Source organism: Candidatus Moranella endobia PCIT (genome assembly GCF_000219175.1).
Classification (GTDB): Bacteria; Pseudomonadota; Gammaproteobacteria; order Enterobacterales; family Enterobacteriaceae; genus Moranella; species Moranella endobia.
Genome location: NC_015735.1, coordinates 145,268 through 160,930 on the forward strand (window position 1 = coordinate 145,268; position 15,663 = coordinate 160,930).

Annotated in this window: 9 protein-coding genes and 1 tRNA gene; 1 reads left to right on the forward strand and 9 read right to left on the reverse strand. The window is 45.0% G+C overall.

Annotated elements, in window-relative coordinates; all coding sequences use genetic code 11:
* Positions 1 to 129 precede the first annotated feature (129 nt).
* The 5 genes from aspS to zwf all read right to left on the reverse strand — a co-directional run bounded on the left by aspS (position 130) and on the right by zwf (position 8,938).
* Entirely contained in the window at positions 130 to 1,890 is a 1,761-nt protein-coding gene (gene aspS, locus MEPCIT_RS00640) for an aspartate--tRNA ligase (RefSeq protein ID WP_013975535.1), read from the reverse strand.
* A gap of 201 nt (positions 1,891 to 2,091) precedes the next feature.
* Positions 2,092 to 2,571, reverse strand: coding sequence for a small heat shock chaperone IbpB (gene ibpB, locus MEPCIT_RS00645; protein WP_013975536.1), 480 nt, complete (start codon positions 2,569 to 2,571; stop codon positions 2,092 to 2,094).
* Positions 2,572 to 2,707: 136 nt separating this feature from the next.
* Entirely contained in the window at positions 2,708 to 3,124 is a 417-nt protein-coding gene (gene ibpA / locus MEPCIT_RS00650) for a small heat shock chaperone IbpA (RefSeq protein WP_013975537.1), read from the reverse strand.
* A 467-nt stretch (positions 3,125 to 3,591) separates the two neighbouring features.
* Positions 3,592 to 7,134 carry an exodeoxyribonuclease V subunit beta gene (recB, locus tag MEPCIT_RS00655; RefSeq protein WP_013975538.1) on the reverse strand — a complete coding sequence of 1,181 codons (3,543 nt, stop codon included), beginning with the start codon at positions 7,132 to 7,134 and terminating at the stop codon, positions 3,592 to 3,594.
* 319 nt (positions 7,135 to 7,453) lie between these two features.
* Positions 7,454 to 8,938 carry a glucose-6-phosphate dehydrogenase gene (zwf, locus tag MEPCIT_RS00660; protein ID WP_013975539.1) on the reverse strand — a complete coding sequence of 495 codons (1,485 nt, stop codon included), beginning with the start codon at positions 8,936 to 8,938 and terminating at the stop codon, positions 7,454 to 7,456.
* Between the two features lie 423 nt (positions 8,939 to 9,361).
* Here zwf and pyk point away from each other — a divergent pair, with 423 nt between their 5' ends.
* Positions 9,362 to 10,804, forward strand: coding sequence for a pyruvate kinase (pyk, locus tag MEPCIT_RS00665; RefSeq protein WP_013975540.1), 1,443 nt, complete (start codon positions 9,362 to 9,364; stop codon positions 10,802 to 10,804).
* Positions 10,805 to 11,002: 198 nt separating this feature from the next.
* Here pyk and MEPCIT_RS00670 read toward each other — a convergent pair.
* From MEPCIT_RS00670 to leuS, 4 genes are all read right to left on the reverse strand, one after another.
* Positions 11,003 to 11,089, reverse strand: a tRNA-Ser gene (locus tag MEPCIT_RS00670).
* Between the two features lie 164 nt (positions 11,090 to 11,253).
* Complete coding sequence (gene holA, locus MEPCIT_RS00675; protein ID WP_013975541.1) at positions 11,254 to 12,270, reverse strand: DNA polymerase III subunit delta; 1,017 nt, start codon at positions 12,268 to 12,270, stop codon at positions 11,254 to 11,256.
* Between the two features lie 61 nt (positions 12,271 to 12,331).
* Positions 12,332 to 12,820, reverse strand: coding sequence for an LPS assembly lipoprotein LptE (gene lptE / locus MEPCIT_RS00680; protein ID WP_013975542.1), 489 nt, complete (start codon positions 12,818 to 12,820; stop codon positions 12,332 to 12,334).
* A gap of 38 nt (positions 12,821 to 12,858) precedes the next feature.
* Entirely contained in the window at positions 12,859 to 15,444 is a 2,586-nt protein-coding gene (leuS, locus tag MEPCIT_RS00685; protein WP_015580558.1) for a leucine--tRNA ligase, read from the reverse strand.
* Between the last annotated feature and the right edge of the window lie 219 nt (positions 15,445 to 15,663).

Sequence of the window (15,663 nt, forward strand, 5' to 3'; positions counted from 1 at the left end):
ATATTTTATGGCTTTAGCACCAACTGAGATGCTTGCAAACGATTGTAGACTACTAGGTATAACCTATCTTTGATAGTTTTGGCAATTTTGCAGTCCTCAAAAGTGCGTTCCTTGTTTCTGATTTTCCTGCTAGTGACCAACGACAGCAATAGAAAGATCGGCTAGTGCCTCAGACTGACCAAGGCTAGGGGCGGTGGTCATTAGATCCAACGCTGTAGTTGTTTTCGGAAAAGCGATAACATCGCGAATATTATCAGTACCGGTCAGTAGCATGACCAAACGATCCAGGCCGAAGGCCAGGCCTGCATGTGGGGGTGTGCCATAGTTCAAAGCATCTAGCAAAAAACCGAATTTATCTTGCTGTTCATTTTCATTAATGCCCAAAATGTCGAAAACGGTCCGCTGCATGTCACAGCGGTGTATACGTACTGAGCCGCCGCCAACCTCAGAACCGTTAATCACTATGTCGTAAGCATTTGCCAACGCTGCAGCTGGGCAGGCAGCAAGTGTCTTGGCATCGATATCCTTTGGAGCCGTGAATGGATGATGCATAGTAGCCAGCCGGCCATTATCTTCTTCCTCAAACATTGGAAAGTCTACCACCCACAGTGGCTTCCATTGGTATTGTTTCGTGATCAGCAAATCCAAGCCTAGCTTGATACGCAGCGCACCAAGCGCATGGGTCACGATGCTGGCGCGATCAGCACAGAAGAAAATGATGTCACCATCGGCGGCATTGGTACGTAACATAATCTGTTCAATTACCTGTGGCTCCAAAAATTTGGTCACTGGGCTTTGCAAGCCTACTGCGCCGCCGAAACGCTGGTACACCTTAATCCACATCAAATTTTTAGCACCATATACTTCAATATATTTACTGTATTCTGCAATCTTTGTACGGCTTAGCTGAGCACCACCGGGCACGCACAATGCTGCTACGCGGCAGTTGCTGTCTGTGGCAAAAGCAGAGAACAATTTGAACTCAACATTCTTAACTAAGTCAGCCACGTCTACCAATTCCATTGGATTACGCAGATCAGGTTTGTCAGAACCAAAACGGCGCATGGCGTCTGCATAAGTAATCTGCGGGAAAACGCCCAGGTCGATGCCTTTAATATCGCGCCACAAATCACGCACTAGCCGCTCCATTATTTCACGCACCTGTACTGCAGTCATAAATGAAGTTTCCATATCAATCTGGGTAAATTCAGGCTGACGATCAGTGCGTAGGTCTTCATCGCGGAAACATTTGACAATCTGGTAGTAGCGGTCTAAACCAGACATCATCAACAATTGTTTGAACAGTTGCGGTGACTGTGACAAGGCATAAAATTTACCTTTATGCACACGACTAGGCACAAGATAATCGCGAGCGCCTTCCAGCGTTGACTTGGTTAACACCGGTGTTTCAATATCTATAAATCCTTCTGCATCCATGAAACTGCGCACGAAATTTGAGATACGCGCCCGCATTTTTAGACGCTTTACCATAATTGGTCGTCGTAAGTCAAGGTAGCGGAATTTAAGACGATTTTCTTCAGTATTATTTTGGTTTGTATCTAGTGGTAGAGGTGCAGAACGGTTTATAATGGTAAGTTTTGTTGCCAAAATTTCTACAGTCCCAGTAACAAGATCTCTATTTACCTGTTTGGCCTGGCGCGCACGTACCATACCTGTTAGTTGCAGACAGAATTCATTGCGAAGCTCGGCAGCACAAGTGAATATATCCTGATCATCAGGATCAAAAAATACTTGTACCAGACCTTCACGATCACGTAAATCGATGAAAATCATACCTCCTAGATCACGACGTCGGTTGACCCAACCGCATAATGTTACTTGCTGACCAACATATGATAGGTTAAGCTGTCCGCAATATATAGTGCGCATGAAGATATCCTTGAAATTAATTCCTTCTTCAGTGAGTGCTTATTAGCTAGCTTAGCTGTTAATTAGCTGCGAACTAACAACTAATTGTGGCTATAGACATCAAGGAAAACGAAAACCATGCCGATAATAGATAATATCGGCATGGTTTTCTGCGTGACTTTGACGGACTGAATTGAATTATTCACACCTATGGCTATCTATCTATTGCGCTGGCGCTATTTTTTCAGAATCAATAGTACGGCTGCGATTACGCAACCCCGGCTGCTGCTCGTTGGAACCAATGGCAATACGCCTGGGTTGCAGCGATTCAGGAATATGCCGCTCTAGATCGATGTTAAGCAAACCATTAGTTAAATCAGCCTGGGCAACATTCATATGCTCCGCTAAAGTAAAGCTCAAGGAAAACTCTTGGCATACTAGTCCCTGATGCAAATAACGTCGTTCTTTATCCGCTAGAGCTGGTTTGCCTTTAATTGTAAGTCGCGGGCCTTCAATTTCAATCGATAATTCATGCTGACTAAAACCAGCTAGTGCTAGAGTAATGCGATAATGGTTATCATCGCTTTTTTCAATATTATACTGGGGGTAACTAACACCCTGAAAGTCGCCTTGCATATTGCTGGCTAATTCATCAAAACCGATCCATTGTCGCAACAATGGAGAAAGATCAAAATTACGCATATTATTTGCTCCTTCGGTTAACCTCGATCCTATATTACCTAGAACCTATATAATTAACTAAACCCACCAAGCGATTTAAAACAGCCCGTACATAGCATGTCAAATTTATTAGATGGAAGCTTACAGGAGTCAGAAGTTATTTTATTTCAATGCGGCGTGGTTTTAACGTTTCAGGAACTACACGTTCTAAATCAATAAATAGCAAACCATTTACCACATGAGCACCTTTGATTTGTATATGTTCGGCCAATTGAAATTTACGCTCGAAATTGCGCTCAGTGATACCTTGGTATAAGTAATTTCGTGCACCTTGCTCGTTATTAGCATGAGCACCTTTTATTGTCAATAAATTATCATTGGCAGTAATTTCCAGCTCACCGTCAGCAAAACCTGCTACTGCAACGGCAATCCGGTACTGGTCTTCGCTAACCAATTCAACATTATAAGGTGGGTAACCGCCATTACCCTGGCCCTGGCCAGTTTCAAGCAGATTAACCAATCGATCAAAACCTATGGCAGAACGGTATAGCGGTGAAAAATCAAAATTACGCATATGTGAAAGCCTCCAAAACTTAGCGATGGCGTAACAACCTACCTAACCATCGGACAAGTCAACAACCTGATCAACCTTACGGCAAATCTATCTTGAGCCCAGTAATAAGAATGGTACCGCAAACTAGTTTTTCAATAGGTAACTAATAAAAATATCAAGCCGTTAGATCACTTGTGTAAGACAGGGTAGTACAAAGTGACTGAACTGCAAAATTAGTTTTTTTGCACCAAACTATAAAGCGAAAGCTTGGTATATCCATAGTTAACACCTGGACCACAAACATGCAAAGTAGCATTACTGAACAATGACAATAATACGCTTTGTTATGTTGCTGTTAATTACAGCACTGGTTGTCCATAAAATTGTCTTTGCAGTCGAACTAACGTTAATTTTAGTAGGTATCTGGTCTCAAACCATCGTGCAAGAGTGAAATATTGTTAGGAACTTTTAGCAGTCACTGGCTACGTTTAGCCAATAAATAAATTATTAAGTTCCTCGACTAAAACAATGTCCGGCCGGCAATAGAACAGCCCGTTTTCCGGTTGTGCTAAGTCTATACCGCGCATAAATAGGTAATATATCCCGCCAAAATCACGCTGGTAATTATAATCCAATAAGCGTTGGCCCAAAAACCGATGCAAAGCAAGCGCATAAAGTTGATACTGCAGTACATAGCGATGGGTAATCATTGCCTGTTCAATTGCTGGTCTAGTGTAAGCATCGATATCCTCACCTAACCAATTTGATTTATATTCAAGCAGGTAATAACGACCTTGCCAGCGAAACACAAGATCTATATACCCTTTGAGCATACCCCTGAACTGCAGAAAATCTAGCGGTGGACAGCGGGCAGAAAGAGGATCATAACGCTTGCAGATCCGGTCCAACTTGTGCGCCTGCACGACAGCATCTATTGGAAGATAAAACGATAATTCAGCATAGCGGCTAGCCGGTGTGAGTTGATTGAGCGAAAGTGAATAACCATCTAACGGTATAGTGATAATGCTTTTTATCCAGTGCATGATCACTGGCAGCCAAATTGCTTTGATGCCTTTCTGCGTCAGAACATCACTCAGATACTGTTGGTCCAAAGGCCGGTTAAAATCTATATTTTTAAATAATCCGTGTAAAAATGTCCCAGAAACAGCGCCACGAGGAAAAGTATGTGGTGTCAACTGTAACAGTTCTTCCTTTCGCTCTTCTTGCTTCTCACCCAAGGCATCCACATCTAACCTCGGCTGCGACTCAATTATTGACGAACTGCCATATAGCTGCATACCTGAGGTTACCTTCCAGGACCAGATATCTTTTGGCGGCGCAGGCCAGCTGCGGGCTTGCAGTAGGGGCGTTGGCGTTGGCGTGAGTTTTAGTTTAGTAACAGCTGGCCAAGTCAACGAGTCACACAAAAAAATATCGCCGCTAGCGCGCGCCACTAAATCCGCCAGTCGTTCGTGAAGATGCTCCACATTGCCATCCTGACCCTGTTGAACTAGGTAGCCAAGCGCGCTCAAATGCAGATCGCTGATACCAGATTTTTTGCGACTACCGCGATACAGTGGCGCTATGCCGATACTACAATGGTAAATAGAGCGCGTTAGCGCTACATAAAGAAGACGCACATCTTCTGCTAATCGCTCCTCTTCAGCTAAAAGTAAACTATCTTTAGCAGCGCTAAGATCCAACCAGGCCCCGTACTTATCTCGATCGTGAAACATCGGTCGTTTTTGAACGCGGAAATCAGCTGCGAATGGCAAGAACACAAGCGGGAACTCCAAACCTTTAGATTTATGCACTGTCATGATTTGTACCAGATGACGATCGTTTTCCAGCCGCAATTGCTGATTAGTTTCCTGTGAATTAGGGGATGCAACCTGTAGCGCTAACCAACGGACTAGCGCGAATTCATTATCTACTATTTGCGTAGATGCTTCCTGTAATAGTTCACCTAGATGGAGTAAGTTAGTTAGGCGGCGTTCGCCCCCCTGGCTGGCTAATAAGCTTTCAGCGATGCAAAATTTTACCATTATTTTACGCAGCATCGGCAATATGCCATGTTTTTGCCAGTGCTGACGATAACCAGCAAAATCTTCAACCATTTTATTCCACAGACGCTCATCGTTATTCAATGTATCAATAGCGGTAGCATTTAACCCGAGCAGGCAGGTAGCCAGTGCCCGGCGCAGCTCATTCTTTTTCTCTGTCGTCAACACTGCCTGCAAGATCCATTGCAGTTCGCGCGCCTCGGGTGTATTGAAGACACTGTCACGGTTGGAGAGTTGCACTGCTGGAATCAGCAGTTCCGCTAGTGCAGCATACACCAGTGCCGCCTCGCTGCGGTTGCGTACTAGCACAGTAATATCCGATGCTTGTATTAGCTGCTGCTTACCCAGTCGCCCTTCAAGCCAGGCTTTGCCTTCACAGGCAGCGCATAGCAAATCTTGAATAGTAGCGGCACACTGGCGCGCCATGTATTGTTTATATTCACTTATGCCAACGCCGGCGCCCGGCTGTAGCCAAATACGCAGCGCTGGCTGTGGCTGATGCTGCACTACCAAACGCAATGTTTGATTGACAGTAGCAGGCATCACTGGTAAAAATGGAATATCGCTGAAGATAAACGGCGACGGCAAGCTTTGGAACAAATGATTAACTGCATTTATCATCCCAGGCGACGAACGCCAGTTAGTATCAAGGGTATAGTGAGCATCAACTTCATTCCTAGCGCACATATAAGTAAAAATATCAGCTCCGCGAAACGCATAGATAGCCTGTTTCGGGTCACCCATCAACAACATTCCACAGTTAGATTGACCAACGTAAATTTGACGAAAAATTCGGTACTGCTGTGGGTCAGTATCCTGAAACTCGTCGATTATCGCTACCGGATAGCGCTTGCGTACTGATTCAGCTAGAGCGGCACCGCTACTACCACCAGCCAACGCCTGATCCAGGCGGCTCAGTAAATCGTCGAATCCTATTTCATTCCGACGTTGTTTTTCTTGTTTTAATGCCTGGCGGATTTCAATTAACGCCATGAAAAAAATTAGCTCACGAAGCGAGAGCCTGGACTGATAAAAAGCCTCCACAGCAGCAAATAACTCATGCCGAGGGGGTTCTCCGTCGGTGGTTTGTTCCTCCAGCACTGAGCTTTTAAACCGCGCCAATTCATTCGGTACCTGATCATCCACGGTCGGCTCACTCACCCAGTAATCAATTTTTGCCAGCCAGGTCCGTAGATTATTGCTGCTGTATATCCGACGGTCTAGTTTATGGCTCTCTAGTAGCGTCATAAGCTCTAACGCAGACGTACGCCATTGCTGTTTTAGGTCTGCAATAACAGCAATAATCCGAGCATGCCTAGCTAGGATAGACTCAGTTATATCTGGCGGATTACATACCATGGGCAATTCACCCTGTAAATAAGGCAGTAATTCAGCTAGTAGGTTTGCCGGCCCTTCCCAGTATTGTTGCACCATGCGCGCTACTTCCAGTGGCAACTTATGGCAATGGCTTCGCCAGAATTCAGCGCTTACCTGCTGATACAAGCAAGATTCATCATCCAGGAAAGTTTGCGGAAATAGTATGTTAGAAGTGACCGCGTTGTTTAGTATGTGTTTGCAGAAGCTATGGATGGTATAAATCGTTGCATTGTCCATCTGCCTCTCCGCTGCCAGCAGATGTAATGCAGCTAGCCGCCGGTCGCTGATTTGTACCAGTATAGCAGCTAGTAGCGAATCATTGCTTTCACCGCGCATACAAGCTAGCATCAGCAAATGTATATTTGCGCGAATACGACTGCGTAGCTCTTTTGTTGCAGTATCGGTAAAGGTAACAACCAATATTTCTTCCACGCTCAATGGCCGTGGATACGCAGTCTCGCCGCCCAGCCCAAGTAGTAGTCGTAAGTATAGAACAGTCAGGTTATAAGTTTTACCAGTTCCTGCCGACGCTTCGATCAAACGAGTGCCCTGCAGCGGTAACGTTAGGGGATTAAAGCTATCGAAGATCATCAGATGATCTGTTTCCTTTTCCAATATCTATATATCTATTATCGCGCGAGCAGCGCTTGTTATAGCGTGGACAACAGCAGTAACTAGTTTAATAGTTCAGCTTGAAAAGCGATTACAATAACTGAAACTATTATTGTTCACTCGTTACAACAAAATTATTCACTATAACTGAATAATCTTCATAATGTAGCAACAAGAATGAAGATGGTGTCCAATCTTGTTTACACAGTGATTGATTATTATTGTTGGCTCCTCATGGAAGGCGGCTAGGTAATATATCATCTTCAATATGAGTAAAGAGATAGGTTAACGACTGTAGTTACTCACCCTCATGACACTTATTCCACGACCGCCCATCGCGGGTAATCATCGCGACAGAGGCTCTCGGCCCCCAGGTACCAGCCTGATAAGGTTGCGGTACATCATTTACCGCCTTCCAGGCTGCAATAATTGAATCTACCCATTTCCAAGCTTCTTCTACTTCATCACAGCGAACGAACAGCGCTTGAATACCTCGCATGGTTTCAAGTAATAGTCGTTTATAAGAGTCAGCTAGATGTTCCTGGTTAAAAGTATTAGTAAAACTTAGATTCAATTTCGTGGTCTGTAACCGGTGTTTATGATCTAAACCTGGAACCTTATTTAGAATCTGAATATCCATGCCTTCATCCGGTTGCAGACGGATAGTCAATTTATTCTGCGGTAGCTGCTGATAGGAATCCTGAAATAAGTTGAGTGCAGGCTGTTTAAAATAAACAACTACTTCGGAACATTTATTCGGCAAGCGCTTGCCTGTACGTAGATAAAAGGGCACACCTACCCATCGCCAGTTATCGATGTCGACACGAATGGAAACGAAGGTTTCGGTGCGACTGTTTTTATTCGCTCCCTCTTCTTCCAGATAACCTGGCACTAGTTTCCCATGCACGTACCCGCTGGTGTACTGTCCACGCACTGTAGTATCATGCACATTGCTATAATTTATAGGGCGTAGCGAGCGAAGAACCTTCACTTTCTCATCCCGGATACGGTCGGTAGTAAAATCTGATGGAGGCGACATGGCTATCATAGTTAGGATCTGCAACAGATGGCTTTGGATCATATCCCGCATTTGGCCGGTTTGATCAAAATATCCCCATCGGCCTTCGATGCCTACTGCCTCGGCTACTGTAATCTGAACATGATCGATAGTGCGGTTATCCCAATTTGAGGTGAATAGAGCATTGGCGAAACGCAGCGCCAGCAAATTGAGCACTGTCTCTTTGCCAAGATAATGGTCTATACGATACACCTGACTCTCAGTGAAATATTCTGCAACTTGATCGTTTATCCTATTGGAAGAAGTAAGATCGGTACCGAGCGGTTTTTCCATGACGACGCGGCTAGGTTTGCTGTTCAGCCCCGCAGCACCCAAGCCTTTGCAAATTGCCCCGAAGGTAGTAGGAGGCATGGCAAAGTAATTCACTGTCACTCTTGCCTGCTGATCTAGTTTTACACCTAGCCGACTAAAGTAATTAGTTTCATTAACATCAAGATTACAAAAATCGAAGCGAGTGCTAAGTGTCTTCCATACTTGGTCGTCAATATCATCATTCATGAAGGTTTCCAACGCTAAACGTACAACCTTGGTGTAAGTTTTGATGTCCCAGTCCGCACGTCCAACGCCGATAATACGTGTTTCCCGATGCAGTGCACCGGCTTTTTCCAGTTGATACAGAGAAGGCAACAACTTACGCCGCGCTAGATCGCCTTTTGCGCCAAAAATAACTATATCACAGGCCGGTATTGTTGATTTGACCACCATGTTATTCTCCTAGTGCAAGATGTTTAATCTGCTGACAGTGTCTTGATAAATTACACTCGGCTTTGTTTTCAATAGTGTTATTAATTGATAATCTTATTGTTGTCTTACCGATTTGAAAGTTGGATCACAGTCAGCCTCTGGTTCACTACATTTAATTACTCATGCGTAGTTTATTTTGCTACATTGGTAAATTACTTATCATGCGGTATAATGACATCTTAAAATAATTATAATAACAACAGCATACAACATGGAAGCAGTCGCGCCTTCTACAACAGCCTAACTAATAAACTAGCCAACGCACACAGAATATTACTAACAGGGGGAAGATTTGCAGCTAAAAACGGTTACACATATGATATGCCACCAGATTAGTCTGTTTGTTGAAACCACATCATATTGACCAATTCACCGGAGTTATCCATGTCCAGACAGCTAAGAAGAACAAAAATTGTCACTACTCTCGGTCCGGTAACCGATCGTGATAATAATCTTGAAAAAGTAATAAACGCCGGAGCCAACGTTGTTCGCCTCAATTTTTCACACGGTAGCGCAGAAGAGCATATCCTAAGGGCACAAAAAGTGCGCGATATTTCAGCCCGCCTCGGCCGACATATCGCGGTACTTGGTGATTTACAGGGGCCAAAAATACGCATTTCAACTTTTAGGGACGGGAACATTGTCCTGAAAGTAAGCGACAAATTTTTACTAGATGCTTCATTAGGCCGCGGTGAAGGTGACTGCGAACGTGTAGGCATTGACTATAAAGGTTTACCGGAAGATGTGGCGCCAGGCGATATACTGCTACTAGATGATGGCCGAGTACAACTGAAAGTGCTCGAAGTTCAGGGTATCAGGGTTTATACCCAAGTCACGGTAGGTGGGCCGCTGTCCAACAATAAAGGTATAAACAAGCTTGGAGGTGGTTTGTCTGCTGAAGCTCTGACTGAGAAAGACAAATCAGATATCATTACTGCAGCAAAAATAGGTGTTGATTACCTGGCGATTTCATTTCCCCGCACTAGTGAAGATCTTAACTATGCGCGCCGGCTGGCGCGTGAGGCCGGCAGCTATGCCAAAATTGTATCAAAAATAGAAAGAGCAGAAGCTGTGGCTACCGAGGAAGCCATGGACGAAATCATTCTCGCTTCAGATGTGGTGATGGTGGCAAGGGGCGACTTAGGTGTGGAAATCGGCGATCCAGAATTAGTAGGTATTCAAAAAACATTAATCCGCCGAGCCCGCACTCTTAACCGTGCCGTTATTACTGCTACGCAGATGATGGAATCAATGATTAATAACCCGATGCCCACGCGCGCTGAAGTGATGGATGTTGCTAATGCGGTGCTAGACGGCACCGACGCGGTAATGCTGTCAGCCGAAACGGCAGCAGGGCGGTATCCAGCCGAAACAGTATCTACTATGGCAAGCGTTTGCCTTGGAGCGGAAAAAATTCCCAGTATTAATCTCTCCAAGCATCGGTTGGACGTGCAATTTGACAATATTGAAGAAGCCATAGCTATGGCTGCTATGTATGCTGCTAATCATCTTAAGGGTGTAACAGCAATTATCTCAATGACGGAATCTGGCAGCACCGCACTCATGATGTCCAGGATTAGTTCTGGTCTACCAATTTTTGCTCTATCGCGACACGAACATACCCTAAATCTTACCGCTCTTTATCGCGGCGTAACACCAGTATACTTTGACGGCGATAGTGAAGGCGTGGCAGCAGCAATTAATGCTACTAATTTACTGAGAGATAAAGGTTTCTTGAAATCTGGTGATCTAGTCATCATCACCCAGGGGGATGTAATGGATCTAGTAGGTACTACAAACACCAGTCGTATTCTGCGCGTCAAGTAAACATCACACATGTATCACGGCTGCTGCTCAACGCGAGCCGTGATTATTAACAAATAAATGGCAGAAGCCCCTTTATAAGTAAGATTAGATGTTAGTGTTATTTACTGTGTTGTAATAATATTATTAAGTCTCGCTGACCTAGTAGAACTTAAGTTCTGCTGGTGCCGAATAAGTGGCTAGCCTGCATCTTGATTATGACGATGAGGGAGGGATTCGAACCCTCGATACACTTGTGTGTATACACACTTTCCAGGCGTGCTCCTTCAGCCACTCGGACACCTCACCAAAAATTAACGACTTTTATGGAAACTGAATGTAGGGATTATACTCTTGAAGGTCAAGCATATTTGACTACAAAAATAAAAATGTCTTAGTTATTTATTGTTGTATCAAATTATGATGATGTGTAGTGCCAATGGTAGCAACTTGCCAGACATAAACAGCAAAAACTAGCAGCACATCGCCGCTGGTAGCTTATTACCGCATAATAGCAGCACCAATGCATTTAACTCAGACCAAACAGGATAATCATAATTATGCTTAAGTTCCAATTCAATCTTGGTCATCAACGCTACCGCGTCTCGCAACTGCAACATAGTAAGCCGCTTTAACTCTAACTGCGGCGTTAGCAGTAGTTGGCTATTTTGGCATAAATTGCTGATGTTAGCGCCTTGCAATTTGCCTTTCATTGTTAACGACTGTAGTACTAAGCGCTGAAACATGCGTACCAAGATGGTGGGATCCACTGCTTCTAGTTTTAGCTGACATAAAATGTGCACAGCACGTTTACTTTTGCCTGACAAAACAGCGTCGATTAATTGAAACGGTTGAAAGTGTGCAGCGTCGTTAACCACAGCTTCGACCCGCGACAGCGTCATACTCCCGTCTGGATACATTAGTGATAACTGGGCTAGCGCTTGGTCCAGCGCCAGCAGGTTGCCTTCATAGCAATAGCATAGTAGTTGGCAAGCAGCATTATCAAGCTTCATCTTCATACTGGTTGCTCGCTTAACCACCCAGCCAGGCAGCTGTCTCTGTGCTGGAGTGGTGCAGCTAACCAGTACTGCGTGTGGGCTAAGTGCTTTAAACCAGGTGCTGTTTTCCAAGGTGCTGGTCCACTTGCTGCCGCGCAGGATTAACAAGAGATCATCATGTAGCAAAGAAGCCAACTGAAGCATATTTTTTCCCATGTTGGCTGGAATGACGCCATCTGGCAAGAAAAATAACAGCATCTGACGGTTGGCGAACATACTGCGTGTTTGGCATAAGCTGAAAATGAAACTCCAGTCAGTACTGGCATCCAATGTGACGCGAAAATGTTCGTTAAATTGTTTTGATTTTGCTTGGTTGCGAATACATTCCTGGCTTTCTCGCAAAAGAAACTGATCGTTGCCGAACAGCAAATAACAGGAGCATAATGAATCTTGTAACTGCGCGCCTAACTGATCGGCATATAGTCGGATCATGACATCACCAGCCTTAAAAACAAAAGTTTTACAAGTTTTAGATTAGGACTGTGTCAATAGTTTAATTATTTGCTGACTCATGGGTATGTACCATTAGTAGTTTACGCACTAGCTGCTTCGCCAATTGCTGACGCAATTCCTGACGGATGATATTAACTTCTGCATCTTTCGCTAGTGCTATCTGTGGGTTATTAAAAACAGCACTATTAACTTTCACCTCTATAGGGTAGTAATCTTTGCCGGGTGTAACAACTTGCGCTTGTACGCCTAGCGTAATCTGATATTCGGCGGTTTTACCATTGTGGAATAATGAGGTGGCTACCTGACTTTCCGCCGACTGAATAATACGCAGAGACAACAGTGGATTATGATTAGCGGCGTCAATAATTTTGATGTTATTCATACGTAGCTCAGATAGCACACAGCGAGTAAGTGGCCCGTAAGGATCATAACTTTTTATGGTTATGGTGTTAATTTCGGTTGGTACTTGGGTAGTGGTGCAACGTAAGTAAGAACTACAGCCAGCGGTGATAGCAACAGCAAAACCCATTATCAGTACAGTCCAATATCGCAAAATACCTCCTTCTGTTAACCTACGACCAAGTTAAGTAGTTTACCAGACACATAAATTACTTTACGTACCGTATTACTTTCCAGATATTTCGCCACATTTTGTTCCCGCAAAGCAAGTTCACGTACTAAGGCTTCATCAGCTTCTGCTGGTACGGTAATTTTGCCTCGTAGTTTACCATTGACCTGAATAACAACCATTTTAGTCTCTTCCATCAGAGCAGATTCATCTGCGATCAGCCAAGGGGCGTTATCGATCTCCCCTTCGCCGCCCAACGCCCGCCATAGCATGAAGCAAACATGGGGTGTGAAAGGATAAAGCATTATTACAACTGCTAACAGGGCCTCCTGCAGCAGGGCTCGATCCTGCCCGGTCTGCTGCGGAGCGCGCGTTAGCTTATTCAGCAGTTCCATAATGGCGACGATGGCAGTGTTGAACATTTGGCGGCAGCCTAGATCCAAGGTTACCTTGGCTATAGTTTTATGTACTTCACGACGCAGCTTCGTTTGTGCGTTGTTTAAGACTGTAATATCCAACGTACCTACTTGGCCCATCTGAGTATGTTCATACACCAGTTTCCAGACCCGTTTCAAAAATCGATTGACGCCTTCTACACCAGCTTCCTGCCATTCAAGCGTCATGTCGGCGGGTGCAGCGAACATCATAAACAAGCGAACGGTATCGGCGCCGTATTTATTTACTATCTCCTGTGGATCGACACCATTGTTTTTCGATTTTGACATCTTGCTCATACCCGCATATACTAGTACGCGGCCAGTAGTATCTGTCGCTTTGAAAATTCTGCCCTGCTCATCGCGCTCTACACGGACCTCAACAGGCGATACCCAGACGCGCTCGCCGCTATCACCTAAGTAGTAGAAGGCGTCAGCTAGAACCATACCTTGACATAACAGGCGTTTCGCAGGCTCATCGGAGTTGACTAAGCCAGTGTCACGCATCAGCTTGTGATAGAAACGAAAATATATCAGGTGCATGATGGAATGCTCGATGCCGCCAATATATTGATCAACAGGTAGCCAATAGTTGGCAGCGCCAGGATCGAGCATGCCGCCGTCATAATCCGGGCAGGTATAGCGTGCATAATACCAGGAAGATTCCATAAACGTATCGAAGGTATCGGTTTCACGCAGCGCCGGCTGACCGCAGTAATTAATCTTAGCCCAATCTTGTTGAGCTGATTTCAGCGGGCTTGAAATTCCGTTCATAACCAAGTCTTCTGGTAACACAACCGGCAATTGCTCTGCCGGCGTTGGTACAATGGTGCCGTCGGCAAGCGTTATCATCGGAATTGGCGCGCCCCAATAACGCTGGCGGGAAACCCCCCAGTCGCGCAGACGATAGTTTATCTTGCGCTTGCCAACTCCGCGTGCAACCAATACATCAGCAATAGCATTGAAGCCGTCCTGAAAATCTAGACCATCAAATTCACCAGAATTGAATAGCACCCCTTTTTTGGTCATTGCCTTGGTGCTGATATCAGGCTCACTACCGTCGATATTGCGGATTACCGGCTTGATGGGTAAGTTATATTTACTAGCGAACTCAAAATCTTGCTGGGAGTGCCCAGGCACCGCGATAACCGCTCCGGTACCATAATCCATTAGCACAAAATTGGCGATCCAGACTGGCAATTTCTCGCCGGTTAGAGGATGTAGGGCGTGCAGGCCGGTGGCAATTCCCTTTTTTTCTATTTTAGCCCTGTCCGCTTCTGCTACCTTGCCGGTGCGGCATTCCTGAATAAAGTATGCTAGCGCCGTATTTGATACCGCTGCCTGTAGCGATAGAGGATGACCTGCAGCCACCGCAACATATGTGACACCCATCAAAGTATCTGGACGGGTGGTGTAAACCGTGAGCGTTTCTTCACTGTTATCGACCTGAAATGTTACTTCTACCCCTTCCGAACGGCCAATCCAGTTGCGCTGCATGGTTTTAACCTGCTCTGGCCAATTTTCTAGCTTTTCCAAATCATATAGAAGTTCGTCGGCATAGGCGGTAATTTTCACAAACCACTGCGGGATTTCCTTGCGCTCAACCTTGGTATCACAGCGCCAACAACAGCCATTGAGTACTTGTTCGTTCGCCAGAACTGTCTGGTCTTGTGGACACCAGTTGACCGACGAATGTTTTTTATATACTAGGCCTTTTTCATACAGTCGGATGAAAAACCACTGTTCCCAACGGTAATATTCAGGACTGCAAGTAGTAATTTCACGATGCCAATCGTAACCGAAGCCCAGTAGTTTAAGCTGACGCTTCATATAAGTGATATTGGTATAGGTCCAAAGCGCTGGTGCTGTGTTGTTTTTAACTGCTCCCCCTTCTGCTGGTAGGCCAAACGCGTCCCAGCCAATAGGCTGCAGGACGTTTTTACCTAGCATGCGCTGATAGCGGGCTATAACGTCGCCGATAGTATAGTTGCGCACATGCCCCATGTGCAGGCGGCCGGAAGGATAGGGCAGCATGGATAGACAGTAGTATTTTTCCTTGCTCGGGTCTGCTTTAACCGTGAAAGTATCGTTTTCATGCCAATATTGCTGGACGGTTGGTTCTATATCTTCCGGACAGTAAAGCTCTTGCATGTCAACCACCACCAGTGTTCCTTAAGCGAAATATGGTAACGCTCATACGTACAGCAAGCGTATTGAATAAAGTATAATATCATGATACTAAAAAGCTTAACCTATAGCTGAGTAGTAATATTCATGAGAGAGAGTCATTAGCTAGCGACTTTCTGTCGCTATTCGCGGCGCTTAGAGCGCATATTTAACTAAAAAAAACATGCCGCCGCGTGTCCAACA

Bases quoted from the DNA above. Each gene is read 5' to 3' on its own strand.
- ibpB (WP_013975536.1), bottom strand. From the start codon at position 2,571: ATGCGTAATTTTGATCTTTCTCCATTGTTGCGACAATGGATCGGTTTT.
- recB (WP_013975538.1), bottom strand. From the start codon at position 7,134: ATGATCTTCGATAGCTTTAATCCCCTAACGTTACCGCTGCAGGGCACT.
- pyk (WP_013975540.1), top strand. From the start codon at position 9,362: ATGTCCAGACAGCTAAGAAGAACAAAAATTGTCACTACTCTCGGTCCG.
- ibpA (WP_013975537.1), bottom strand. From the start codon at position 3,124: ATGCGTAATTTTGATTTTTCACCGCTATACCGTTCTGCCATAGGTTTT.
- leuS (WP_015580558.1), bottom strand. From the start codon at position 15,444: ATGCAAGAGCTTTACTGTCCGGAAGATATAGAACCAACCGTCCAGCAA.
- holA (WP_013975541.1), bottom strand. From the start codon at position 12,270: ATGATCCGACTATATGCCGATCAGTTAGGCGCGCAGTTACAAGATTCA.
- lptE (WP_013975542.1), bottom strand. From the start codon at position 12,820: ATGGGTTTTGCTGTTGCTATCACCGCTGGCTGTAGTTCTTACTTACGT.
- zwf (WP_013975539.1), bottom strand. From the start codon at position 8,938: ATGGTGGTCAAATCAACAATACCGGCCTGTGATATAGTTATTTTTGGC.
- aspS (WP_013975535.1), bottom strand. From the start codon at position 1,890: ATGCGCACTATATATTGCGGACAGCTTAACCTATCATATGTTGGTCAG.